This is a genomic window from Winogradskyella marincola (genome assembly GCF_029624125.1).
GTDB classification, from domain to species: Bacteria; Bacteroidota; Bacteroidia; order Flavobacteriales; family Flavobacteriaceae; genus Winogradskyella; species Winogradskyella marincola.
In genome coordinates, this window is record NZ_JARSBN010000002.1 from 305582 (window position 1) to 329056 (window position 23475).

23 protein-coding genes are annotated in these 23475 nt (G+C 33.9%); 8 read left to right on the plus strand and 15 right to left on the minus strand.

Annotated elements, in window-relative coordinates:
- Nucleotides 1-3 precede the first annotated feature (3 nt).
- From P7122_RS04580 to trhO, 7 genes are all read right to left on the minus strand, one after another.
- Entirely contained in the window at nucleotides 4-657 is a 654-nt protein-coding gene (locus tag P7122_RS04580; protein ID WP_278004600.1) for a 3-oxoacid CoA-transferase subunit B, read from the minus strand.
- A gap of 2 nt (nucleotides 658-659) precedes the next feature.
- On the minus strand, nucleotides 660-1361 hold the full coding sequence (locus P7122_RS04585) for a CoA transferase subunit A (protein ID WP_278004601.1): 702 nt from the start codon (nucleotides 1359-1361) through the stop codon (nucleotides 660-662).
- 91 nt (nucleotides 1362-1452) lie between these two features.
- Nucleotides 1453-3810, minus strand: coding sequence for a penicillin-binding protein 1A (locus P7122_RS04590; protein WP_278004602.1), 2358 nt, complete (start codon nucleotides 3808-3810; stop codon nucleotides 1453-1455).
- A gap of 98 nt (nucleotides 3811-3908) precedes the next feature.
- The gene (locus P7122_RS04595) at nucleotides 3909-4412 is read right to left on the minus strand and encodes a gliding motility lipoprotein GldH (protein ID WP_278004603.1); all 504 of its coding nucleotides are present in this window, start codon (nucleotides 4410-4412) and stop codon (nucleotides 3909-3911) included.
- Complete coding sequence (locus P7122_RS04600) at nucleotides 4396-5580, minus strand: PSP1 domain-containing protein (protein WP_278004604.1); 1185 nt, start codon at nucleotides 5578-5580, stop codon at nucleotides 4396-4398. The genes P7122_RS04595 and P7122_RS04600 overlap by 17 nt, the downstream gene beginning before the upstream one ends.
- A 108-nt stretch (nucleotides 5581-5688) precedes the next feature.
- Nucleotides 5689-6693, minus strand: coding sequence for a radical SAM protein (locus tag P7122_RS04605; RefSeq protein ID WP_278004605.1), 1005 nt, complete (start codon nucleotides 6691-6693; stop codon nucleotides 5689-5691).
- Entirely contained in the window at nucleotides 6694-7767 is a 1074-nt protein-coding gene (gene trhO, locus P7122_RS04610) for an oxygen-dependent tRNA uridine(34) hydroxylase TrhO (protein WP_278004606.1), read from the minus strand.
- 411 nt (nucleotides 7768-8178) lie between these two features.
- Between trhO and recA the strand changes: the two genes are divergently transcribed.
- The 4 genes from recA (at nucleotide 8179) to P7122_RS04630 (ending at nucleotide 11851) form a co-directional block, all read left to right on the plus strand.
- Nucleotides 8179-9183 (plus strand): recombinase RecA, encoded by a 1005-nt coding sequence (recA, locus tag P7122_RS04615; protein ID WP_278004607.1) that lies wholly within the window; start codon nucleotides 8179-8181, stop codon nucleotides 9181-9183.
- A gap of 99 nt (nucleotides 9184-9282) precedes the next feature.
- Entirely contained in the window at nucleotides 9283-9720 is a 438-nt protein-coding gene (locus tag P7122_RS04620) for a hypothetical protein (protein ID WP_278004608.1), read from the plus strand.
- Between the two features lie 24 nt (nucleotides 9721-9744).
- Entirely contained in the window at nucleotides 9745-10290 is a 546-nt protein-coding gene (locus P7122_RS04625) for an RNA polymerase sigma factor (RefSeq protein ID WP_278004609.1), read from the plus strand.
- A 1-nt stretch (nucleotide 10291) separates the two neighbouring features.
- Nucleotides 10292-11851, plus strand: coding sequence for a hypothetical protein (locus tag P7122_RS04630; protein WP_278004610.1), 1560 nt, complete (start codon nucleotides 10292-10294; stop codon nucleotides 11849-11851).
- A 99-nt stretch (nucleotides 11852-11950) separates the two neighbouring features.
- Here P7122_RS04630 and P7122_RS04635 read toward each other — a convergent pair whose 3' ends face one another.
- Nucleotides 11951-12697 (minus strand): lysophospholipid acyltransferase family protein, encoded by a 747-nt coding sequence (locus tag P7122_RS04635; protein WP_278004611.1) that lies wholly within the window; start codon nucleotides 12695-12697, stop codon nucleotides 11951-11953.
- Nucleotides 12698-12889: 192 nt separating this feature from the next.
- Here P7122_RS04635 and trpS point away from each other — a divergent pair, with 192 nt between their 5' ends.
- Nucleotides 12890-13858, plus strand: coding sequence for a tryptophan--tRNA ligase (gene trpS, locus P7122_RS04640; RefSeq protein WP_278004612.1), 969 nt, complete (start codon nucleotides 12890-12892; stop codon nucleotides 13856-13858).
- Here the strand turns inward: trpS and dprA are convergent.
- A complete protein-coding gene (gene dprA / locus P7122_RS04645; RefSeq protein ID WP_278004613.1) occupies nucleotides 13855-14958 on the minus strand; it encodes a DNA-processing protein DprA in 1104 nt (367 codons plus the stop codon). The two genes, trpS and dprA, sit on opposite strands and share 4 nt — an antisense overlap.
- Before the next feature lie 107 nt (nucleotides 14959-15065).
- Between dprA and P7122_RS04650 the strand changes: the two genes are divergently transcribed.
- The 3 genes from P7122_RS04650 to P7122_RS04660 all read left to right on the plus strand — a co-directional run bounded on the left by P7122_RS04650 (nucleotide 15066) and on the right by P7122_RS04660 (nucleotide 16996).
- Nucleotides 15066-16004 (plus strand): HU domain-containing protein, encoded by a 939-nt coding sequence (locus tag P7122_RS04650; RefSeq protein WP_278004614.1) that lies wholly within the window; start codon nucleotides 15066-15068, stop codon nucleotides 16002-16004.
- 122 nt (nucleotides 16005-16126) lie between these two features.
- Nucleotides 16127-16636 (plus strand): acyl-CoA thioesterase, encoded by a 510-nt coding sequence (locus P7122_RS04655; RefSeq protein ID WP_278004615.1) that lies wholly within the window; start codon nucleotides 16127-16129, stop codon nucleotides 16634-16636.
- Nucleotides 16637-16777: 141 nt separating this feature from the next.
- Nucleotides 16778-16996 (plus strand): DUF6515 family protein, encoded by a 219-nt coding sequence (locus P7122_RS04660; RefSeq protein ID WP_278004616.1) that lies wholly within the window; start codon nucleotides 16778-16780, stop codon nucleotides 16994-16996.
- Here P7122_RS04660 and P7122_RS04665 read toward each other — a convergent pair.
- From P7122_RS04665 to P7122_RS04690, 6 genes are all read right to left on the minus strand, one after another.
- On the minus strand, nucleotides 16993-18213 hold the full coding sequence (locus P7122_RS04665) for a murein hydrolase activator EnvC family protein (protein ID WP_278004617.1): 1221 nt from the start codon (nucleotides 18211-18213) through the stop codon (nucleotides 16993-16995). The two genes, P7122_RS04660 and P7122_RS04665, sit on opposite strands and share 4 nt — an antisense overlap.
- Nucleotides 18214-18218: 5 nt before the next feature.
- A complete protein-coding gene (gene lolB1 / locus P7122_RS04670; RefSeq protein ID WP_278004618.1) occupies nucleotides 18219-19016 on the minus strand; it encodes a lipoprotein insertase outer membrane protein LolB1 in 798 nt (265 codons plus the stop codon).
- 32 nt (nucleotides 19017-19048) lie between these two features.
- Complete coding sequence (locus tag P7122_RS04675; RefSeq protein WP_278004619.1) at nucleotides 19049-20410, minus strand: tetratricopeptide repeat protein; 1362 nt, start codon at nucleotides 20408-20410, stop codon at nucleotides 19049-19051.
- A 161-nt stretch (nucleotides 20411-20571) separates the two neighbouring features.
- Entirely contained in the window at nucleotides 20572-21189 is a 618-nt protein-coding gene (locus P7122_RS04680) for a hypothetical protein (protein ID WP_278004620.1), read from the minus strand.
- 57 nt (nucleotides 21190-21246) lie between these two features.
- Nucleotides 21247-22266, minus strand: a complete 1020-nt coding sequence (locus P7122_RS04685; protein ID WP_278004621.1) for a sugar phosphate nucleotidyltransferase — start codon at nucleotides 22264-22266, stop codon at nucleotides 21247-21249.
- A 19-nt stretch (nucleotides 22267-22285) separates the two neighbouring features.
- Nucleotides 22286-23467, minus strand: coding sequence for a tetratricopeptide repeat protein (locus P7122_RS04690; RefSeq protein ID WP_278004622.1), 1182 nt, complete (start codon nucleotides 23465-23467; stop codon nucleotides 22286-22288).
- Nucleotides 23468-23475: the final 8 nt, after the last annotated feature.

Below are 23475 nucleotides of genomic sequence, written 5' to 3' on the forward strand. Positions count from 1 at the left end.
ACGTTAAATAGCCATCTCAGGAATCTCTCCTTCTATAATTAAATGTCCTTCTGTGGCTTTTTGGATCTCTTCTACTGAAACACCAGGTGCACGCTCTAGCAACTTAAAACCTTCAGCTGTAACCTCTATTACAGCAAGATTGGTTACTATTTTCTTTACACAACCAACACCAGTTAAAGGTAGAGTACAAGATTTTAAAAGTTTAGAATCACCAGCTCTATTGGTATGCATCATAGCTACAATGATATTTTCTGCACTTGCTACCAAATCCATAGCACCTCCCATACCTTTTACCATTTTTCCTGGTATTTTCCAGTTGGCAATATCTCCATTTTCAGCAACTTCCATTGCTCCAAGAATTGTTAAATCTACATGCTGTCCTCTAATCATTGAAAAACTCGTTGCTGAATCAAAAAAAGAGGCTCCAGGTAATGTTGTTATGGTCTGTTTTCCTGCATTAATAACATCTGCGTCTTCGTCGCCTTCAAAAGGAAATGGTCCCATACCAAGTACACCATTTTCACTTTGAAACTCTACTTCTATATCATCTCTTACAAAGTTAGCCACCAAAGTTGGTATGCCTATACCAAGGTTAACGTAGTAACCATCTTTTACTTCTTTTGCAATGCGCTTTGCTATTCCGTTTTTATCTAACATAACTAACTTCTTTGTCTTACCGTTCTTTGCTCTATTCTTTTTTCGTAGTGTGCTCCTTCAAATATTCTTTGCACAAATATGCCAGGAATATGAATTTGATTAGGGTCTAATTCTCCAACAGGAACAAGCTCTTCTACCTCAGCTACTGTAATATTAGCTGCTCCGCACATATTAGGATTAAAATTGCGTGCTGTACCCTTAAAAACAAGATTACCTGCGGCATCTCCTTTCCATGCTTTAATAAACCCAAAATCAGCTTTAAAAGCATGTTCTAACACATACATTTTACCATTAAACTCTCTTGTTTCTTTGCCTTCTGCTACTTCGGTACCATAACCTGCAGGAGTATAAAACGCAGGAAAACCAGCCTGAGCTGCTCTTGCACGTTCTGCCAATGTACCTTGAGGTATTAATTCTACTTCAAGCTCTCCTGAAAGCATTTGGCGTTCAAATTCGTCATTTTCTCCTACATATGACGATATCATTTTTTTGATTTGTTTTTGCTGAAGTAATAAGCCTAAACCAAAATCGTCTACACCTGCATTATTAGAGATACAGGTTAGACCTTTTACATTTAATTTTACGAGCTCTGCTATTGCATTTTCGGGTATACCAGATAAGCCAAAACCTCCAAACATAAAGGTCATATTGTCCCTTACACCTTGAATAGCTTCGGTAACATTAGCTACTTTTTTATTAATCATGATTGTTTATTTTTCCTTTCGGAAAAATACAAAACAATGCCTTAAATTAATAGCTTCTAACGAAATAAATAAGAGTGTGATTTTGGAATATTTAATCGAAATCTATGTTAATTTCTTCACCATCACTATGATCTGTCTTATCATCTAAATCGCCTTCATCTTTTGCTTTACAATCGATATTTATTGATAATTCTGAAGGTTTTTCAAATTCATCCTTAGATACATTAAGTGTTTTATCGTTATAACACGCTTTCATATACAATCCCCAAATTGGTAATGCCATTGATGCTCCTTGACCATATCTAATAGACTTAAAATGTGCAGCTCTATCCTCTGCTCCAACCCAAACACCTGTTACTAAATTTGGCACCATTCCCATAAACCATCCGTCACTTTGGTTTTGTGTAGTTCCTGTTTTACCTGCAATTGGATTGTTAAATTCATAAGGATAACCTGTCATTATTTCTCGATACATTTGGTTGTATTTATCGACTCCTTTGTGTCTTAAACGCTTACCTGAACCAGCCTGCGTTACACCTTCCATGAGGTTAACAGTAACGTAAGCCACCTCCTCACTTAATACATCTTTACTTTCTGGCGCTACTTGGTAAAGTACTGTACCGTTTTTATCCTCAATACGTGTAACCATTACTGGTGTATTATAAACGCCTTTATTAGCAAAGGTTGAATATGCTGCAACCATCTCGTATACACTAATATCTGGTGTACCTAAAGCTATTGCTGGTACTGGTAAAATATCTTGCTCTACACCCAATTTTTTAGCCATTTCTGCAACTGGTTGTGGACCAATTTCATTCATTAAACGCGCTGTAATGGTATTGGTAGAGCTTGCTAAAGCATCCTTTAAGGTTTGCTTTCCTGAGTAATTTCCATCAGAGTTTTTGGTCGTCCAAGGTTCTGGATTTCCAAATTTATTAGCCTCAATGGTGATAGGTGTTCTTGGGAAAGAATCGCAAGGTGATACTTGTAACTGGTCTATGGCTGTAGCATAAACAAATGGCTTAAAGGTAGAACCAACCTGTCGCTTTCCTTGTTTTACCATATCGTACTTAAAATGCTTGTAATTCATACCACCAACCCAAGCTTTTACATGGCCATTAGATGGATCCATAGACATCATACCAGGACGTAAAAAGGATTTATAGTATCGCATAGAATCTATTGGTTTCATTACGGTATCCACTTCACTTGGCTGACCATCAACCCATTTAAACACCGTCATTTCAACAGGTTTATGAAATGAAGCCTCGATTTCTTTATCTGATTTGCCTTGTTCTTTTAGAATTCTCCAGCGCTCACCTCTTCGCATTCCTGCTTTTAGTAAACTATTGACTTCGGATTTTGACAACTCTAAAAATGGAGCTGTAGGATTTCTATCTGGTGTGTTTTGGTGATCAAACTCTGCTTGTAATCTAGGCATGTGCAGAGCAATGGCTTCTTCAGCATATTTTTGCATGCGCGAATCAATGGTTACAAACACTTTTAATCCATCACTATACAAGTCGTATTTAGAACCATCTGGTTTTCTATTACCCTCTTCTTTAGCCCAATCTTTCATGAAAGCTCTGAGGTATTCTCTAAAATAGGTTGCTATACCTTGACTATGTGTTTCTGGAGTATAATTAAGATCTAATTCTGTGGCCTGTAAAGAGTCTTTAACCTCTTCTGTAATGTAGCCGTACTTATGCATTTGAGCTAAAACCACATTACGTCTATTTTTTACACCAACAGGATTTCTTCTAGGGTTGTATAATGAAGAGTTTTTGAACATCCCAACCAACATCGCAGATTCTTTAAGCTCTAAATCCTTTGGTTCTTTACCAAAATAAATTCTGGATGCCGAACGAATGCCATCTCCATTGTTTCCAAAATCATAGATATTGAAATACATGGCCATGATCTCTTCCTTAGTATATTGTCTTTCTAATCGGGTAGCTATGACCCACTCTTTGGCTTTTTGAATAATTCTTTTAACTATATTTCCTGAGGCTTGTTTGGTAAATAATAATTTTGCCAATTGCTGTGTTATAGTACTTGCACCACCTTTACCTCCAAGATATACAGCTGCCCTTAGTGTACCTCTTCCATCTATACCTGAGTGATCATAATATCTCGCATCTTCTGTAGCAACTAAAGCATCAACCAGATTTTTTGGCAAATCATCATAACCAACAGGTGTTCTGTTATCATTAAAATAAAACTTACCTAGTGTAACACCATCTGAAGAAATAATTTCTGTTGCAAGATTAGTTTCTGGATTTTCTAATCTTGTATGGTCTGGCATTTCACCTAGAAATCCCCAAGACGCAAAAAGAAATAACAACACTACAGCAAGAATTCCTCCTGAAAATAGTATCCAAAACCATCTTATATATTTTGAAAAATCTACTGCTTCTGTTTTAGATTTTGTTGCTTTCTTCTTTGCCATAATACGCACTCGATAATCGAGATTTATATTTTTCGACATTAATGCCGAAAGATTATTATTGTTCTAGGTTGTTCCTTGTGATTTCACTCCAAGGTGACTTAATTTTTAGCTTGCTCTACTCTAAAGCCTATATCCGTAATTCCTTCTAAATTTTCAACACCATTGACCTCTCCGTTCTTTCGCATAGCATGTTGAATATTTACGCTATAATCTCCGTTTTCTGTAAACTTAAAAGGAGATTTATAGCCTCTATACCAAAGTTTATTTTCTTTAACATCTGTAAAACCAGAACCCAAAAGCTCTCCATTTTTTGCAGCCATTTTATATTCTAAGGTATCTGTTACTGCTTTACCGTTTGGGTAATTTAATTCTACAATTAGAAACAAATTACTATACGCGTAGTCATTATTGTTTCTTAGATTAACGTAAAGATTATAATTATTTGTGGTATCTGGTGCTTTAAAATTAAAGGCTGCTATTGAATCTTTGTGCCACTGATCTGGAACAGATTTATACTCATCAAATACTGCTTTAGAATCGCAACTTGTAGCCAAAAACAAACCTACTAGCGCCAATAGTAAACAATTAGTTTTTCTTTGCATTTTGCTTTTGATTGCGATTTTTGTTTCTGTTTTTGTTTCTGTTCCTATTGTTTTTACGTTTCTTTTTAGGTTTTGGATTATCGAAGCGTGTTAAACTATCCTGACCTACAACGTTTTCAAATTCTGCTTTAGTATCTTGTATATGCTCTGCCGCGTATTCTTCCAGGCTAGCTACTTTCTCTTTTTTCTTGTTTTTAGCTATAATTTCATTGGCTTGTTCTGTAGTAATAACGTGCCAGTTCATCCATTCGCCTTCGTAAGCATACCACATAAGACCTTTAAAGATGTCTGTCTTTTGGCAAACTGCTGTTCCTTTTTCGGTATATAGCTTTGTATCGTTTTTAGGAAATGCTTTTAAGGCATCTAAATAAGCATCTAGTTCGTAATTAAGACAGCATTTTAGTTTTCCGCATTGTCCTGCTAACTTTAATGGATTTAAGGACAATTGCTGGTATCTTGCCGCTGAAGTACTCACAGATCTAAAATCGGTTAACCACGTAGAGCAACACAATTCTCTTCCGCAAGAACCAATACCTCCAAGTCTTGCTGCTTCTTGCCTAAAGCCTACTTGGCGCATTTCAATTCTGGTTTTAAACTCTCTAGCAAACACTTTAATTAGCTCTCTAAAATCTACGCGCTCTTCTGCAGTATAGTAAAACGTAGCCTTACTACCATCTCCTTGATATTCTATATCAGAGATTTTCATCTTAAGGTTTAGGTCTATCGCAAACTGACGTGCTTTAACCTTCATTGGTTCTTCTTTATCTCTGGCACTAGACCAAATATCTATGTCTTTTTGAGATGCTTTGCGGTATATCTTTAATACATTCTCTGAATCTTCGAGATTAATTTTTTTGCGTTTCATCTGTACGCGCACCAACTCACCTGTTAGTGTTACCATACCAACATCGTGACCAGATTTTGCTTGAGTGGCAACAATATCGCCAATACTCAACGTAAGGTTCTCTGTGTTTTTATAATATTGTTTTCTTCCGTTTTTATAACGTACCTCAACACCTATAAAAGGCTCTTGTCCGTTTGGAAGCGACATATTAGCCAACCAGTCAAAAACAGTGAGCTTGTTGCAGCTATCTGTGCCACAAGTTCCGTTGTTTTTACATCCTTTTGGTTGACCGTCTTTACCAGTTGCGCAACTGTTACAAGCCATATTGAACTATATATTGAATTTAAGCTATACGAGCTTAAATAAAGGATTCATAAAAATTATTTAATGAGTAAAGATACTATTATTTCTTTAGTAAACTTATTACCAAGATTAGTTAAACTCAATTTCGTAATTAAGCTTATTTGACAGCGATCTTAATTGCGATTTTGATTTAAAGATATTAGAAAATAACAGCTTACTCCAACCTATTTTCTTAGAAAAATTATTGAAGGACTCTTCTCGCCAGTTAAAACCTTCTTTCCAAAATTTATTTGGTGAGATATAGCAAAAGGTATAATCGAAAACAAAACTAGAGTCATTTTTTCCTTTTAACACAGACAGATTGTTTGGAGCCATTAGTGTAATATGATGATTAGAACACTGTTGTCTCACATTTTTTATAAGATTTATGTAATCACTTTCTAATGAAGAAACATCAAAATCATTGTACTCTGTATTTCCTATCTTTTGGATAGGTCTTAACTGAAGTATATCGAAACTTTTACCATTAAAATGCCTGAAAAAATCTTTAAGCTCGTAAAAGTTGTCTTTATTAAAGGTGTAGTTAATTCTTACTTTAAAATCGTAATCTTTTTTTAGTTCTACAAAAGCATTTAAAGCATTCTGAAATTTTTCATAGCTCGCTTTTTTCATAAAGCTCTCGTAACTTTCTTTGGTTACACCATGAAGCGAAATGGTAAACTCATTTATTCCTGCTTTTAGTAGTGGCTCAATTTTTTCTTTTGTAAGCAGATTGGCATTGGTTGTAATAGAAATATATGGCACTTTGTGCTGCTTGCCAAGCGCTACTATTTTTTCTAAATTCTTGTACAACGTTGGCTCTGTACCACAACCTATTTGCAACTTTAGAGCACGATGAAAAATAGCATTAGCTACACGCTCTAAATCGTCTTCTTTAAACTGCCCTTTTAAGGTTTTTACATAATCTGCATCTGTAAAATAGCACATTTTGCAGCGTAAATTACAAGCTAATACAGGGTCTAAATTCACAGCTAAATAACGCTTATTGAACTTATGTAATAGAAAAAGCCCTAGAAATTTAATTCTATGGCTTTTAATTTTTCTATTGAGTTGTAATAGCTTGTATATATTCATCTATTGGGTTGAGTTACCTTGATTTTCAAAAATATTTCGTAAATCTTTTTTATAAGGCAAATGATCTGCTCTACCTTTCTTAAAAATATCATTACTATTACCTTGTCCTTTTCGTAACGCTTTTTGCTCTTCGTAAGGCAACTTTATAATCTCCTGGCAATGTGTAGAACAGCAGTTATCCATTTTTTCTTTACACTCATCACACTGAATAAATAATAAATGACAAGCTTCATTTACACAATTGGTATGTGTATCTGCCGGTTTTCCGCATTGGTGGCAATTGGCAATTACATCATCGCTAATACGCTCTGAACGTCTTTGATCAAAAACAAAGTTTTTGCCTATAAATTTGTTTTCTAAGCCTTCTGCTTCAACTTGTCTGGTGTAATTAATTATTCCGCCTTCGAGCTGAAATACATTTTTAAACCCTTTATGTCTGTAATATGCACTGGCTTTTTCGCAACGAATTCCGCCCGTACAATACATCACTAGTTTTTTATCTTCCTTATGCTCTCTTAGGTCTTCCTCTATTAAATCTAAAGACTCTCTAAAGGTATCTACGTCTGGAGTAATAGCGTTTTTAAAATGACCTATTTCGCTCTCATAATGGTTACGCATATCTACCAAAACTGTATCAGGATCTTCAATAAGATCGTTAAACTGTTCTGCATTGACATGAATACCCTTATTGGTAACATCAAAAGTGTTGTCATTGAGACCGTCAGCAACTATTTTATGACGCACTTTTACTTTTAGTTTTAAGAACGCAAAATTATCATGCTCTATAGCGATGTTTAATCTTACATTTTCTAAAAATGTAATGGTGTCTAAATGATTTTTGAAAGCTTCAAAATTTTCTGCAGGCACAGATAATTGGGCATTGATTCCCTCGTGAGCAACATATATTCTACCCAGAACATCTAATGCGTCCCAAGCTATAAACATATGGTTTCTAAAAATCTGAGTGTTGCCAATTTTGGCGTACTTGTAGAAAGAGATTGTTAAGCGTTCTTTTCCCGCTTTTTCGATAAGTTCAGCTCTTTCTTTAGCACTTAAGTTGTTGTACAGTTGCATGCTATACTAAGTTTTTAAGGTTAAAGAATAAAGTAGATCATCTAATTAAACTAAGATCTATCTAGCTGCAAAGGTATTATTTTTAGCTAAGTGGCATAAAAAAAGCACTTTGAATTTATCAAAGTGCCTTTAAAACTAAAATATTATTATGAAAAAATATTTCTACTTTAGCACAAGGCCGCTAACCCTATTAACAGCCTTGTAACCAAATACCTTAAGATTCAATTGTGAACTAATTGAAATAGTTAGAGAAACTTCTGACCTAACTCTAACTTTACAATAAGATATCCATAGCAACTTTTTCCTTTTTCATTTAATAGATGTAAAAAGTGTAAAATGGTTGCGTCGTAAAATTGAAAAAATTAAAATAAGTGGTATTTTTGATATCAATTAATAAGACATAAGAAAGAAATGAGTAGTGAAAAAGATGCAAAATTAAAGGCGTTAAAGTTAACGCTAGACAAATTAGATAAAGCCTACGGAAAAGGTACCGTGATGAAGATGAGCGACCAGGCCATTGTAGATGTAGATTCAATTTCATCTGGTTCTTTAGGTTTAGATATCGCTTTAGGAGTTGGTGGTTATCCTAGAGGAAGAGTTATAGAAATATATGGTCCTGAATCTTCAGGTAAAACTACATTAACATTACATGCTATTGCAGAAGCACAAAAAGCAGGTGGTATTGCAGCTTTTATAGATGCTGAGCATGCTTTTGATCGTTTCTATGCTGAAAAGCTTGGTGTAGATCTAGAAAACCTAATTATATCTCAACCAGATAATGGTGAGCAAGCTTTAGAAATTGCCGACAATCTTGTTAGATCTGGAGCTATTGATATTGTTGTAGTAGATTCTGTTGCGGCTTTAACTCCAAAAAGTGAAATTGAAGGAGAAATGGGAGACTCTAAAATGGGTTTACATGCACGTTTAATGTCTCAAGCCTTAAGAAAGCTTACTGCTTCTATTAGCAAAACCAACTGTACAATGATATTCATTAACCAATTGCGTGAAAAAATTGGTGTAATGTTTGGAAACCCAGAAACAACAACTGGAGGTAACGCTCTTAAATTCTATGCTTCTGTTCGTTTAGATATAAGACGTTCTACTCAAATAAAAGATAGCAACGGAGATGTAATGGGTAACAAAACCAGAGTTAAAGTTGTAAAAAACAAAGTTGCACCACCATTTAGAACTGCAGAGTTTGATATTATGTATGGAGAAGGTGTTTCTAAGGTAGGTGAAGTTTTAGATTTAGCTGTAGACCACGACATCGTTAAAAAGAGTGGTTCATGGTTTAGTTATGGAGACACCAAACTAGGTCAAGGTAGAGACGCTGTTAAGTCGTTAATTAAAGACAATCCGGATTTAATGGATGAATTAGAAGAAAAAGTACGAGCCTTAGTTAATGACAATCAATAAATTATAAAAAAATCCTGCTAAAAACAGGATTTTTTTATTTTTAGACGCAACCCTTTTACACTTTCTGCATCTAATGGGTGGAATTAATTTTTTAGAGTAATGAAAAAGTACGCCTTTTTGCTCCTTATGTTTGTTGGACTATTAATGTCGTGCAGCGTAGATAACGATAATCCTGTGGTTCACACAGAGTTTATGCCTATTACCAGCGTTGAATTGCCAGAGTATTTTGTCCAAGGGCAAACTTATCAGATTAACATGTCTTATATTAAGCCTAGCTCTTGCTATGTGTTTAATAATATCATTTTTGATATTGAAGGACATGAAAGAACCGTAGCCATACTTAATACTGTATATGAAGATTCTAACTGTATTCCAGAAGAAGAACCAACTACAGTTAGTTTTGATTTAACAGTTTCTGGAGACCAAGTGTACTTGTTTAAATTTTTCCAAGGTACGGAAGATGGTGTGGATCAATATCATTTAGTAGAAGTTCCTGTTGTTGACGGCAGAGACTCTATAGTGGTAGAAGAAGACTAATTATTAATTAATTCCAACAATAATGTGAGTTTAGAACAACTCATAAAAAAATGTATAAACCAAGATGCTAAAGCTCAGAGCCAATTATACAAGCAATATGCAAGTAAATTATTTTCGCTCTGTCTTAAGTACTCTAAAAACTATGCCGAAGCAGAAGACAATCTGCACGACGCATTTATAACTGTATTTAGTAAAATAGGTCAGTATAAAAACAAAGGTTCTTTTGAAGGTTGGCTAAAACGAATAGCAATTAACACATCATTGCAACGCTACAGAGAAAACGTTGGAGTGTTTGATATTGTTAACGAAGGTAATATTGAAGATGTTACGGTAGATATTAATGATGAAGATTTAAGTTTAGATTTTTTACTCAAAATCATTCAAGAATTACCAGACAGGTATCGATTAGTATTTAATCTGTATGTTTTAGATGGATACTCTCATGTAGAAATAAGTGAGTTAATAAATATTTCATCAGGAACCTCAAAATCTAATTTGGCTAGAGCCAGAATGATTTTAAAAGAAAAAATAGAAGATTACAAAGCGAGTGTAAATTCGCAATCGTTATAAAATGAACGAAGAAAAAAACATAGACAGACTTTTTCAGGAGAAGTTTAAAGACTTTGAAGTAGCTCCTAACGATGCTGTTTGGGATCGTATAAGCGATAGTCTTCCTAAGAAAAAGAAAAAGCGAAGAGTTATTGCGTTATGGTGGCAAATTGGTGGTGTTGCGGCAGTCATTGCTTTACTCTTAACTGTTGGCAGTTCTTTATTCAATTCATCTGACGACAATGAGGTTGTACCTACAATTGTAGATACCGAAAAAACAGAAAGTAACCCTACAAAAGAGACTGAATTAAAAAGCTCTAACAGAGACAACAGCAGCTTAGGCAATAGCAAACAAGACATAAATGTTGCAGAGTCTAACGAGAAGGAATTATCTGATCCTACTGGAAATGAAAAATCTTCAACAGAGCAAAACAATAGAAAAGAATTAACCTCTTCTAAAACAAATAAATCGAATGCCGTTGCAAATTCAACAGAAAGTGGAACTAAAGCAACTTCTAATTCACACAAGAGTTTAACAGAATTAAATAAAGAAAATAACAATAGTACTGTAGCTTCAAGCAATGAAAATTCTGAAGACAAGCTAGAAGATGAAATCATTAATGATTCTGAAATGAAATCTGTTATAGAGAATGCTGTTAGCAACAAGAACTCTGTAGTAACAGATAACACATCATCTAATGGTACTGAAAATGCTTCTAATACTGAAAAGAACAAAGAAGAGTTAGAAAAAAATACTTCGATAAAAGAAGACAACGAAAAAGAATCTATTCTAGATGCAATTGCCGATAACAGCAATAGCAAGGAAAATATTGATGAAAAAGAAAAAGAAGATGAACAAAACAGGTGGAGCATTGCGCCAAATGTTGCGCCTGTTTATTACAGTTCTCTTGGTCAAGGCTCATCAATAGATCAACAGTTTAACAACAACTCTAAGAGTGGTAATGTTAATATGAGCTATGGTATTACAGGTTCTTATGCTGTTACCAGTAAATTAAAAGTTAGAGCTGGTATTAACAGAGTTAATCTTAGCCAAAGCACTTCTAATGTTTTTGCATTAAGTGGTAGTGAATTTGCCTCGAGAAATGCAGAAGTATCTATAATGGGTAACATTAACCCAAGAGATGGTTTTGAAAACATTTCATTAATGAGTACAAATATGTTTGACAGAAGTACAACTCCTGAGATTTTTAACTCAAGATCTTCTGGAAATATTGATCAACGTTTTGGGTTCATTGAAGTACCTCTTGAATTAGAATATCGTCTTCTAGACAAAAAATTTGGGATTAATGTCATTGGTGGTTTTAGTACATTTTTCTTAAATCAGAATGAAGTCTATGCAGATATCGATGGAGCTTCTACATTAATTGGAGAAGCCAACAATATGAACTCAACAAGTTTTAGTGCCAATTTTGGTTTAGGGCTTGATTACAGTTTATCAAAACAATGGAATTTTAATCTTGAACCGCAGTTCAAGTATCAAATAAACACATTTAGTAACACGTCTGGTAATTATAGACCTTTCTTTATTGGTTTGTATACCGGATTAAGTTACAAGTTTTAGGTTTAAGTTAGTTAGTTTAGGTTATTGCAAACAAACATAAAAGCAATGATGAATGCAATGATGACAAAAGCTACTCTTGGTTAGAGTGGCTTTTCTTTTTTATCTACTCTCTGGTAAATTCTTACTAAGCTCTGTTAAGATAATTTCTCTTGCTTTTTGATTTAAAGCCTTAGTGTCTGCTACCTTTAAATTTTCTGTTTTAAGAAATTGATGAATTTTCGTTCTCATTGCACCAGGACCACCACTAAAAAAAGTATAAGAAAATCGCTTTTTATTATCGTAAAACGTTAGAGGAACAATGGGAATTTGATGATTTATAGCTAATCGAAAGGCACCATCCTTAAACTCATCTAACATGATATGCTCTTCTGGCACTCCACCTTCGGGAAATATACAGATACTTAATCCTTGTTTTAACCTCCTTTGCGCTCTTAGAAAAACCGCTTGCCTACTCTTAGCGCTACTTCTATCCACCAAAATACATGTACGTTTATAGAAAAACCCAAACAACGGTATTTTTGCCAATTCTTTTTTACCAACAAATACGAAAGGATTTTTTACAGCCACCAACATTAGCATAATATCTGTCATAGAAGTATGATTGGCAATAAACATATAACTGTTCTTAGGATTAGGTACTTCCTCTTTTATAATTTTATAATTAAAGCCCATTCCAATAAGAATAAACTTTGCCCAAATACGAGCTAACTTAAAAAAGAATGGATACCACTTTTCTCTAGATATTGAAATCAAAAGAATAGGAAACATTACAATAATTGGTATGGCTACTAAAATGTAGAACCAGATGCGGTACAAAACCCAAAAAGGATACTTTACTATTGCCATGGCATCAAAACTAAGTATTTAATTCAAATCGCTTCACATAGTGTTGCTAAAAATTTATCTTTGCTTTCTATTTAGATTTAAGTTTAATTTCAAAGAGATTGCTGCTTATTACACGTTACCAGACTGAGTTTATTGAAGTCTTAGAGTAAATAGAGCAGAATTAAAAAGATACCTGCCTTCGCAGGTAATATTATGGCAAGAATATTAACAGGCATACAAAGTACAGGAACACCTCATTTAGGGAATATTTTAGGTGCAATTTTACCAGCAATAGAGCTATCTGAAAAGAGCGACAATGAATCTTATTTATTTATTGCAAATCTGCATACGCTAACACAAATTAAAAACGCAGAAGAATTAAGACATAATACTTATTCTGTAGCAGCCACATGGTTGGCATTAGGCTTAGATGTAGAAAAATCTGTGTTTTACAGACAAAGCGACATTCCGCAAGTAACTGAATTAGCTTGGTATCTCAATTGTTTTTTCCCTTATCAACGTATGAAACTCGCTCATGGTTTTAAGGATAAAGCAGATCGTTTAGACGACGTTAACTCTGGTCTATTTATGTATCCAATGCTTATGGCTGCAGATATTTTATTGTATGATGCAGAGATTATTCCTGTAGGAAAAGACCAAGTTCAACACATAGAATTCACTAGAGATGTTGCTTCTCGTTTTCATACAAAAATGGGTGAAGCTTTTGTCTTACCAGAAGAAAAATTACAAGAAAGCACAATGCTTATTCCTGGTACAGATGGTGAAAAAATGAGTAAAAGTAGAGACAACTTTATCAATATCTTTTTACCAGAAAAACAGCTTCGCAAAAAAGTAATGTCTATACAAACCGACAGCACACCTCTAGAAGAACCTAAAGACTGGAAAACTTGTAATTGTTTTGCAATCTACAGTTTACTGGCTTCAGATCAACAAATAGCAGAAATGAAAGCTAATTACGAAGGTGGAAATTATGGTTATGGCCATGCTAAGCAAGCACTATACGAGCTTATTTTAGAACGTTTTGCAGAGCCAAGAGAGCGATACAATTACTACATGAGCAATCTTAACGAGCTCGATACAATCCTAGCTAAAGGTGCTGCTAAAGCCAAATTAGTAGCTGATGATGTACTGCAACGTGTAAGAGAAAAGGTTGGGTATTAAATAACCTCAAACAATTTTCCAGGCAAAGGACGTATGATGCCTTTTAGTTCCATATTAAGTAATATTCCTGCTAATTTGTAAGTAGGAATATTACACTCTAAAGCAATAACATCCAATATCTCTTTGCCTTTGTCTTTCAAATAATTATATATAACTTTTTCGTCTTCACTTAACTCAACAAAAAGTTGCTTTTGCACAGCAGGTTTCTTCTCATCCTCTAACTGCCAGTTTAAAATATAAGGAATATCCATAGGATTAGATAACAGATGTGCTTTCTGAAATTTAATTAGATTATTGCAACCTACACTCTGACTATCGGTTACTCTGCCTGGCACTGCAAAAACCTCTCTATCGTAAGAGTTAGCTATATCTGCAGTAACGAGACTTCCGCCTTTTTCAGCAGATTCAATGACTATAGTAGCTTCACTTAGTCCTGCTATAATTCGGTTTCGTTTCAGAAAATTTTTTCTATCAAATACGTCTGTACTCCAAAAATCGGTATAAAATCCACCATGATTTTCTACTTCAACAACATACTTTTTATGAACTTTAGGGTATATTTGATTTAAGCCATGCGCCAGGCAACCAATAGTTTGCAAATTGTGCTTTATGGCTGCCTTATGTGCTGTAATATCTGCTCCATAAGCAAAACCCGAAACAATTACAGGATTATAATGCGATATTTCCTCTACCAACTTTTCGCAAAAAGCAATACCATTAGTTGTAATTTTACGAGCACCAACAATACTTATTATCGGTCTGTTATTTAAGTTTATATTTCCAGATTGAAATAACACAATTGGCCCATCAATACAATGTTTTAATCTTTCAGGATAGGTGTCTTCGGTAAAATAATGTGGTACTATATTATTGTCTCTAATAAAGCGCAACTCATTGGTGGCTTCTTCAATATGAATGGCATCGAAAAGTCCTTCTATGGTAATGGTACCAATACCATCAATTTTAAGAAGATTAGATCTCTTTTCTTTAAAAACAGCTTCAGCAGAACCACAATGATTAATTAATTTTTTAGCTGTTGTTGCACCTATTTTTGGTACATGTTGAAGCGCTAAAGCAAAAATTAAATCTTGTTCTGTCATTTAAACTACTGATTTTCAAAACCACAAGAAACTAAATTTTTATGATGTTAATAAATAAACTAGAGCAAACTTTTATCGAAAACAAAAATTTTTAACTTTGTTTCTGTATGCAATTAGAAACTTACATTAGCGACCTTTTATACCGATACGATTGTATAACTGTACCTCAACTTGGTGCTTTTTTAACAAATCGTGTTTCGGCAAGAGTACATGATACTACTCATACTTTTTATCCACCAAAAAAAGTATTGTCTTTTAACGAGCAATTACAACACAATGATGGGTTATTAGCAAATTATATTGCTGAAGTAGAAAAAGTACCATACGCAACTGCTAACGATAAGATTTCTAAGCAAGTAAAAGCCATAAAATCTTATCTTATTGAAGGTGAAACGATTCAATTTGAAAACATTGGCGAACTTGTTCTAAATACTGAAGGAAAAATTGTTTTTAACCCTTCTAGCCATATCAACTACTTAACAGATTCTTTTGGATTATCTCACTTTACGTCGGCAGATATAAAACGTGAGGTTTACAAAGAAGAAGTTGAAGTGATTGAAGAAACTGCTCCTATAGCATTTACACCAGAAAAACGTTCTAACAACAACTGGTTAAAATATGCAGCTGCAGCTGTAATAGTTTTAGGTCTTAGTGGATTTGGTGCTGCTAACTATTACAAGAATAGCATAGAAAATCATAATCAATTAGCGCAAGAGGAAGCAAATGCACAATTAGAAGCTAAAGTGCAGCAAGCAACCTTTGTTATTAGCAATCCGCTACCTGCTGCTACCCTATCTTTAGAAAAGCAAACAGGTAATTATCACATTGTAGCTGGCGCATTTAGAGTAGAAGCTAATTCTGATAAAAAGGTAGAACAGCTTAGAGGAATGGGCTATAAAGCCAGAAAAATTGGCGAAAACCGTTACGGACTTCACGAAGTTGTTTATGGAAGTTACGAGAGTAGACTTGATGCTCAATTAGCACTTAACAAAATACGACTAGAACACAATAAAGATGCGTGGTTACTAATTAAGAGATTAGACTAACCTTACCTTTTATTGTGCCTCACCAACACTCAGCGTGACATTTTCATAAAGTTGATTTAAATTCTAAAATTGTATATCTACAATCTAAAATCCCTTTATCTTTGCATAAATTTTAAAAATTTATGCAACCAAGAACCGCATTTCAGTCTAAAACTGTAGTAACAGACCTTGTTTTACCAAGTGAAACCAATCCATTAAACAACCTATTTGGTGGTGAGCTATTGGCGCGTATGGACAGAGCTGCCAGTATTGCCGCAAGACGTCACTCTAGACGTATTGTTGTAACGGCTTCGGTAAATCATGTAGCGTTCAACAGATCTGTACCTTTAGGTAGTGTTGTAACGATTGAGGCTAAAGTGTCTCGTGCTTTTACGTCTTCTATGGAAGTCTATATGGATGTTTGGATAGAAGATAGAGAATCTGGTGAAAGCATAAAAGCTAATGAAGCTATCTATACCTTTGTTGCTGTAGATGAAACTGGTAGACCAGTTAAGATTCCTGAATTAGTACCAGAAACAGATCTTGAAAAACAACGTTTTGATGCTGCGCTAAGACGTAAACAATTAAGCCTTGTACTAGCTGGTAAAATGAAGCCTGCTGATGCTACTGAATTAAAGGCGTTATTTGAGTAGTAGAATTCTGAGTCAAGTTCAGAATGACAAAACTGATTTAAAATGCATAATTGCTATGCTGAATTAATTTTTAGCATATTAATTGTAATCCTGTTAAACCTTTTTTAAAACTCTTAGTCTTATCATTAACCAAATGATTATATGATGAGATATGTAGTTTATGCCTTAGCTTTTGTTTTAACACTTAGCTTAAATTCTTGTGCCAGACGTGTAGTTGTAGCACAACCAACAACTGTAACTGTAGTTAAAAAATTACCTAGACAACATAAAGTAGTTAGAGTAAAAGGTAAACGCTATTACTTCTTTAATGGCAGACATTATAGAAAAACAAGAAGTGGCTATGTAATTGTTAGGCTTTAATTTTTTGCCAACCAATACTCTGGATTAAGCTTTTGATTGTTTTTATAAATTCTAAAATCCAGAAGACTTTCACCATTAAATTTACTGGTAAAAACCTGGCCAATAACTTGACCTGTGGTTATTTTATCTCCAGATTTTACAAATACTTTGGAAAGGTTATAATAAATTGTAAAATAGTTACCATGCCTAACCATAATTCCTGGATTTCCATTTTTAACAACTATTATCTTAGAAACCACACCATTAAAAACCGACTTTACATCAGCATTAGACTCTGTAGCTATCTTAACTCCAGAGTTATTAACCTCAACAGAATTATCTGTTAAAGATCTTGTTTTACCGTATTTAGATTTAATAATCCCACGAGAAACTGGCCAACCTAATTTTCCTTTATTAGCTTCAAAATTTGCTGCTAGTTTCTTTGCTTCAGGTGTTAGCACAAACTTTCCGGTAGATGTTTTTTTACCTGCCTTTTCATTAGACGCTGCAATGGCCTCTCTAATTAATCTATTAATTTCTTTATCTAATCGGTCTGCCTCTTGTCTTTTCTGCTTTATCTGAGCTGTAAACTTACTCATGTCTGCTTTAATAGTAGCCATTAATTCTTCACGCTCTTTAAGTTCATTTTCAAGCTCTCGTTTAGCAATTCTATTTTCTTTTATTAGCTTATCCTTGTCTGCCTTTTGTTTAGACAATTGAAGATTAAGTTGTTGAAGCTCTTTTGCTTTCTTCTTTATATTTTCTCCTTGCTCCTTCTGGTAATTAGCATACTGCCTAATATATTGTAATCTTTTATATGCTTGTTTAAAGTTATTAGAAGACAATAAGAACATTACTTTACTTTGCTCAGATTTGCTCTTATAAGACTTTACAATCATTGCTGCATAGTCGTCTTTTAATTCTTGCAGTTGCGCTCTTAGACTTGTTATTTCTTGCTGATTTACACTAATCTCTCTTGTAAGTAAGTTGGCTTGCTCATTAGTAATTCTAATAAGGTTTTGTCTGCGCTGAACTTTGTAATTAAGATCTTCTATAAGTGTAATTTCAGATTTTTGTTCTTTCTTTTTTCCTAGTAAAAACGACTGAAACTGTTTTATTTCTTTAAGTATTTGCTGACGTTGTGCTTCTAGCTTCTTTTGTTTATCGCTTTGGGCAACAACAGACATTGAGGAAAGTAAAAATCCCAGCAGGAAAATTATGTAAAATTGTTTCTTCATTTAATCTACTTAATAACTATTTCTTTATACCCTTCAGGAATTTTAAAAGGAAACCTAACGTCTTCATTAAGTTTTAATGATTTAAATTCCATAGCAATTGTAACCTCATCAGAATCTTCTACTGCAATTATTCTAATATTCTTTGGAAGCACCTCTTTATTAATCTCTTGGTACGATTTATAATCTACCTGAAGAATACGTTTTTTTAATTGCTGAAACATCTGTAGACTATCCATTTTAAAATGCGATGGGTTTATTAAATAAAATAACTCTAATAATGCATTTTGCTCTTTGGGTTGAAGCGCATAAGAATTCTCATTTACAGAAACCGTATGCGGAGCGTCTTTTAAATCGAAAATAGCTTGTCCCAGCAATATATTCTGCACTTTGTTGAAATCTAAATCTACGCCTACAAAATCACTCAACAATTTATAATCGCCATCAAAGTATTCGTTTTCTAATTTGTTGTAAAAACGTACTTTTTCTGGTGTTATCATCATACGAGCAACACCAAATGAAGCACTCAACCAAATGGTTTTATCTTTTTCAATTCTAAGATTAAAAGTGTGTCCTTGCTCTTTGTCTCCTTGTATAATATCTATTCGCACTTTACCACTTAGAGTCTTAAAGTTTGCACTACTCTTTAGATGCTGTTTTATAACTTGCTTAGCTGAAAGCTTATCACTTGCCTCACCAGAAGCAACAATACTTTGGGTAGATTTACAGCTTACAACAAACAGTAACATTGCTATGGCAAATACGATTCTAACTATTTGTTTGTTTATATGATTTTGTCTGTTCATTATATAAAGAGATTCCTGCTTTTTTAGGAATTTTATTGTTGTGCTTTTAAGTCTCTTGCTTTTTTAGCAAACGTTTCAGACTTACTAATATTATTAAGACCTTTATAAGCTAAGCTTAGTTCAGAATAAAAATCGGATTCCATTTGCGGGTTTTCAATTAGGTAATCTAGTCCCATTTCTAAGTTGTCAATCGCTTTCTTAAAATTGCCTTGTTTGTTGTTTGCTACTGCATTTACTAGATATAAAATAGGTTGTGCAGGATACAATTCTAACGCTTCTTCACTGTCCTTAATTACAGCATTATAATCCTGAAGATCTATTTGTAACAATAACACATTTTTTATAAGCTTAAAATCATTAGGGTCTTGTTTAAGCGCTTCTTTGAAATTAGAAAGTGCTTTTTCTTTGTCACCTGACTTTAAATAATATTGACCTAAGTCGCTATGTGTTTGCGCATTTTTATTATCATCTATTAAGGCTGTAATCTCAACTAAATCTGATTCGTATTCTGGATTATTAGCTACAAAACTTACAAAATCCTTTAGAACCTTTGCTTTAGCATCTGCATTGATTTCTGGGCTGGTTAGTGCTACTTTCACCGAGTTTATAGCATCCTCTACTTTGCCGTCTTGCAAATAAAATTTGTATAAAGCCAAATGCACAAACTTAGATTCTGGCTTAACTTTTAAGAGGTTTTGTGCTGCTTTGTAAGCCTTTTTTCTATCTCCGGATTGGCTGTACCTGTAAATGAGTTTAAGATGGTTTTCTTCGTTGTTTGGATTGTTAGCTACCCTTTGTTCTAAATTTTCTATTCGGTCGTCTGCATTGCCTGTAATGTTATAAATTTCGTTACGCATAGCATCTCTGGCTTCGCTAACACCTAATTCTTCATCTAACTCATCTAAAAGGTTCAACGCTTGTCTGTAGCGCTTCTCTCTAATGTATAGACTTGCTAAATCCTCTTTATAATCTGGGTGATATTTCACCAACTGTTTTATGGTCTTAATAGCATTGTCTATATCATCTTGCTGAAAATACACATCGTACAACTCATCTAAAAACCACTCGTTGTCTGGTTGCATACTAATGGCTTTTTTAAGGTTGTCCTCAGCAGCACCAAAGTTTTTGAGTTTGTTGTAGTTTTTACCAAGCTCAAAATAAATGACAGGCTTTTTAGAATCTAGATTAAGACATTTGTGAAGTGCATCCACTGCTCTTTCATAATTTTCTATCCCTTTTTGTTTTAGGGCTTCAAAAAAGTATTCTTGAAATTCGTCTTCAACATTGCCTAAGTCGTCATCTGGTCGTTTATTGGAATCGACTTGGGCCATAGCAAAGCTTGGTACTAAAAATAGTACTAGTAGAAGTTTTGTTATGTGTTGTTTTAATTTCATATTTAAATTCTTCGCTAACGCTCAGGATGATAGATTATTTTCAAAAGTTGTTCCAAACTGTTTTGGCTATGGTTTTTCGTTGTAACCGAAAGATAGCAAATTGCATTTAATTCTGATTAAAGAATTTAGTCGCAATGAGTTATACAGACTGTTGCATATTGTCATTTTCTTTTCCATTTAACTCCACTCCAAACAATTCCTAATGAAGCTAAAATTAACGCAAGATTTCCAATATTAATTTTTTCATCTGAGAATGATTTGTAAATAGCTCCAACCACAAATAGAGTCGACATAATTACCGCAAAGTAATATCCTTGTTTAGATTCGAAAAACGATTTTTTTCTTTCTATTTGTCCGTTATTATATTTCAAGAGTTTTGAGTCAATATCCTGGCATAAATTCACAAATTGCTCAGAATTGCAAAAATTATCATTTGAGCTTATTCGTAAAGTTTTTCCATTCTTAAACTTAAATTTTATTCCAGCTCCTTTCATCCAATGGATTTTATAATATTCTAAATCAGAGAAATCAATATTTTTATTACCCCATTTCAATTGGTTTGATTTTAATTCAAAATCTGAAATTTTTACTATAAACTTCTTTTTTAAGATATAGAAATAAATTCCAGCAAGAACAAAAGCCAAAGTTCCTTTAAGTAAACCAAAACTCACTATTCTATTTAACACAAATACTATTGCAAAAAAGACAGCTACTGTTGAGATAAGCAAGAATAGTAATTCAAATGGACTTGTATATTCAACATCTTCGTATTTCTTCATTATTTTGTTTAAAATTTGCCAGCTTTCAGAGATGAGATTCCTGCTTTCGCAGGAACACTATTCCATTACAGTGTAATCTCCAATACTAATTTTAGTAAACTCGCCATTATACTTTACGTGGTTACCAATCATAGCTTCGTCTAAATTAGCGTTTTTAATAGTCGTCTGATTCTGTATTAAGCTATTTTTAACGGTTGAATTTTCAATAACGCAATCTTTACCTATAGAAACGTTAGGGCCAACCGTAGCGTTCTTTAAAACCGTTCCTTTGGCGATAAAACACGGTTCTATCACTTCTGAATTCTCTAAGACGACAGAATCGTCAACTAATTGCTCTTCGCCATCTGCTTTTAAGAAGCCTAACATCTTGGTATTGGTTTCTAGCGTTACGTTTTTGTTTCCGCAATCCATCCACTCATCAACTGTACCTGTTTTGAAGACTTTACCATCTGCCATCATTCGCTTTATACCGTCGTTGATTTGGTATTCGCCACCATTCATAACGTTTTCATCTAAAACCTCTTGAAGCTTCGCTTTTAAAACTGCAACATCTTTAAAATAATAGATACCGATTACGGCTTGGTCGCTTACAAAAGTTTCTGGTTTTTCTACAAGTTCAACGATTTCTTGATTGTCGTTCAACTTTACCACACCATAAGCTTCAGGATTATCTACCTGCTTTGTCCAAATCACACTATCAGCACTTGGGTCTAAATCGAACTCTGCTCTAATCAACGTATCTGCATAAGCAATTACCGCTGGACCTGAAAGTGAAGGTTTGGCACTCATAATAGCGTGACCAGTTCCTAAAGGTTGATCTTGTCTGTAGATTGATGCTTTTGCCCCTAAATCTTCAGCCAACTCCGTTAAACTCTCAACAACATCATCTCCAAAAAATGCTGGGTCTCCGAGTACAAAAGCCACTTCTTCAATAGGTTGCTTCAATACTTTTGCTATGTCTTTTACCAAACGATGCACGATGGGTTGACCTGCTACCGGAATTAATGGTTTTGGAACTGTTAAACTATGTGGTCTAAGACGTGAGCCTCGACCTGCCATTGGTACTATTATTTTCATTTTATGAGTTTATTCTGTTTTAATCAATATTTAATTCTATATCTCGGTCTTCACAGATTTTTTTGAAACTATCTACTTTATCTTGTTCTTTGAATAAAGAGAAAAGATACTGCATAACTTTTTCTGCATCTGCCGAATATGGTGATTTAGACTCTTTATATAAGAAGTAAGCATCTATTACACTATTAAGCGATTCCTCTAGTTTGTTGTTACGCATATAAGTTAATGAAAGTCCATAATACCCTTCCGGATCTTTTGGATATGCGTCTATTAGTTTATTATACCAATACTCTGCACTTTCAAAGTCATTTTTATAGTTGTAAGCAACTGCTATATTCATTAATGGTGTTGGATTTAATGAATCTATTGCAATAGACTTTTTATAGGCATGAATTGCATTGTCGTAATCATGTAATTCTCTATAAGCCTTTCCAAGATTATCCCATGCATAGGCAAATTTATCGTCTAGCTCTTCAGCCTTTTTATAAAATTTTGAAGCTTTTTTATAATTCCCTTTTTCGCTTTCAACAACTCCTTTGTTATAAAATTCAGTTGCTTTTTTATCAGAAGAATATGCATAGAGCTTGTCTTCGTCATTAGAAAAAACAACTCTTTTTAGCGCTTCGCAGTCATCAACTAGTTTGCTCTTAGTATCTGAAATAATTCCTTTCATAGCTTCAACAGTATCCAATTTTAAACTACTAATTGCATCAGACTCAGCAATTCCTTGCGAAACACATTCTGAAATGAAATTATTCTTTTCTTCTTTAGATATTGATGTTGGTATATCGCTTATACAGTCGCAAGAAATACTGACTGTCTTGTCTAAAACTTCTAGGTACTGTTGATCACTAGCAATATGGTTCCTGTAAGTTTCACAATTCTTCTCCAATAACATCATTGCCTTTTTCTTGTCTTTTTCAGTTACCTTATCAGAAGTTCCATCAGAATTTATTGTAATGGTTGAGTCCTTATCTGTTGGAACACCAGATATTAAAGCACCCAATACACTTGCTGTATAACAATCATTGAATTTTTCATCAAAGTTTTTTGAGAGCTTTTTCGGATTTTCATTTTCTAGACATTCACAGATAATAGTTGCTATTATCTCTTCCTTTTTTTGCTTCTTATCTTGTGCTTGCGCAACACAAACTATTAAAAAGGTGCCGAAAAGAATAATTTTGGTAAAGACAGTTTTCATATTTTGAG

Coding starts and splice junctions, on each gene's coding strand:
- P7122_RS04580 (WP_278004600.1), bottom strand. CDS start 657: ATGTTAGATAAAAACGGAATAGCAAAGCGCATTGCAAAAGAAGTAAAA.
- P7122_RS04585 (WP_278004601.1), bottom strand. CDS start 1,361: ATGATTAATAAAAAAGTAGCTAATGTTACCGAAGCTATTCAAGGTGTA.
- P7122_RS04590 (WP_278004602.1), bottom strand. CDS start 3,810: ATGGCAAAGAAGAAAGCAACAAAATCTAAAACAGAAGCAGTAGATTTT.
- P7122_RS04595 (WP_278004603.1), bottom strand. CDS start 4,412: ATGCAAAGAAAAACTAATTGTTTACTATTGGCGCTAGTAGGTTTGTTT.
- P7122_RS04600 (WP_278004604.1), bottom strand. CDS start 5,580: ATGGCTTGTAACAGTTGCGCAACTGGTAAAGACGGTCAACCAAAAGGA.
- P7122_RS04605 (WP_278004605.1), bottom strand. CDS start 6,693: ATGAATATATACAAGCTATTACAACTCAATAGAAAAATTAAAAGCCAT.
- trhO (WP_278004606.1), bottom strand. CDS start 7,767: ATGCAACTGTACAACAACTTAAGTGCTAAAGAAAGAGCTGAACTTATC.
- recA (WP_278004607.1), top strand. CDS start 8,179: ATGAGTAGTGAAAAAGATGCAAAATTAAAGGCGTTAAAGTTAACGCTA.
- P7122_RS04620 (WP_278004608.1), top strand. CDS start 9,283: ATGAAAAAGTACGCCTTTTTGCTCCTTATGTTTGTTGGACTATTAATG.
- P7122_RS04630 (WP_278004610.1), top strand. CDS start 10,292: ATGAACGAAGAAAAAAACATAGACAGACTTTTTCAGGAGAAGTTTAAA.
- P7122_RS04635 (WP_278004611.1), bottom strand. CDS start 12,697: ATGGCAATAGTAAAGTATCCTTTTTGGGTTTTGTACCGCATCTGGTTC.
- trpS (WP_278004612.1), top strand. CDS start 12,890: ATGGCAAGAATATTAACAGGCATACAAAGTACAGGAACACCTCATTTA.
- dprA (WP_278004613.1), bottom strand. CDS start 14,958: ATGACAGAACAAGATTTAATTTTTGCTTTAGCGCTTCAACATGTACCA.
- P7122_RS04650 (WP_278004614.1), top strand. CDS start 15,066: ATGCAATTAGAAACTTACATTAGCGACCTTTTATACCGATACGATTGT.
- P7122_RS04655 (WP_278004615.1), top strand. CDS start 16,127: ATGCAACCAAGAACCGCATTTCAGTCTAAAACTGTAGTAACAGACCTT.
- P7122_RS04660 (WP_278004616.1), top strand. CDS start 16,778: ATGATGAGATATGTAGTTTATGCCTTAGCTTTTGTTTTAACACTTAGC.
- P7122_RS04665 (WP_278004617.1), bottom strand. CDS start 18,213: ATGAAGAAACAATTTTACATAATTTTCCTGCTGGGATTTTTACTTTCC.
- lolB1 (WP_278004618.1), bottom strand. CDS start 19,016: ATGAACAGACAAAATCATATAAACAAACAAATAGTTAGAATCGTATTT.
- P7122_RS04675 (WP_278004619.1), bottom strand. CDS start 20,410: ATGAAATTAAAACAACACATAACAAAACTTCTACTAGTACTATTTTTA.
- P7122_RS04680 (WP_278004620.1), bottom strand. CDS start 21,189: ATGAAGAAATACGAAGATGTTGAATATACAAGTCCATTTGAATTACTA.
- P7122_RS04685 (WP_278004621.1), bottom strand. CDS start 22,266: ATGAAAATAATAGTACCAATGGCAGGTCGAGGCTCACGTCTTAGACCA.
- P7122_RS04690 (WP_278004622.1), bottom strand. CDS start 23,467: ATGAAAACTGTCTTTACCAAAATTATTCTTTTCGGCACCTTTTTAATA.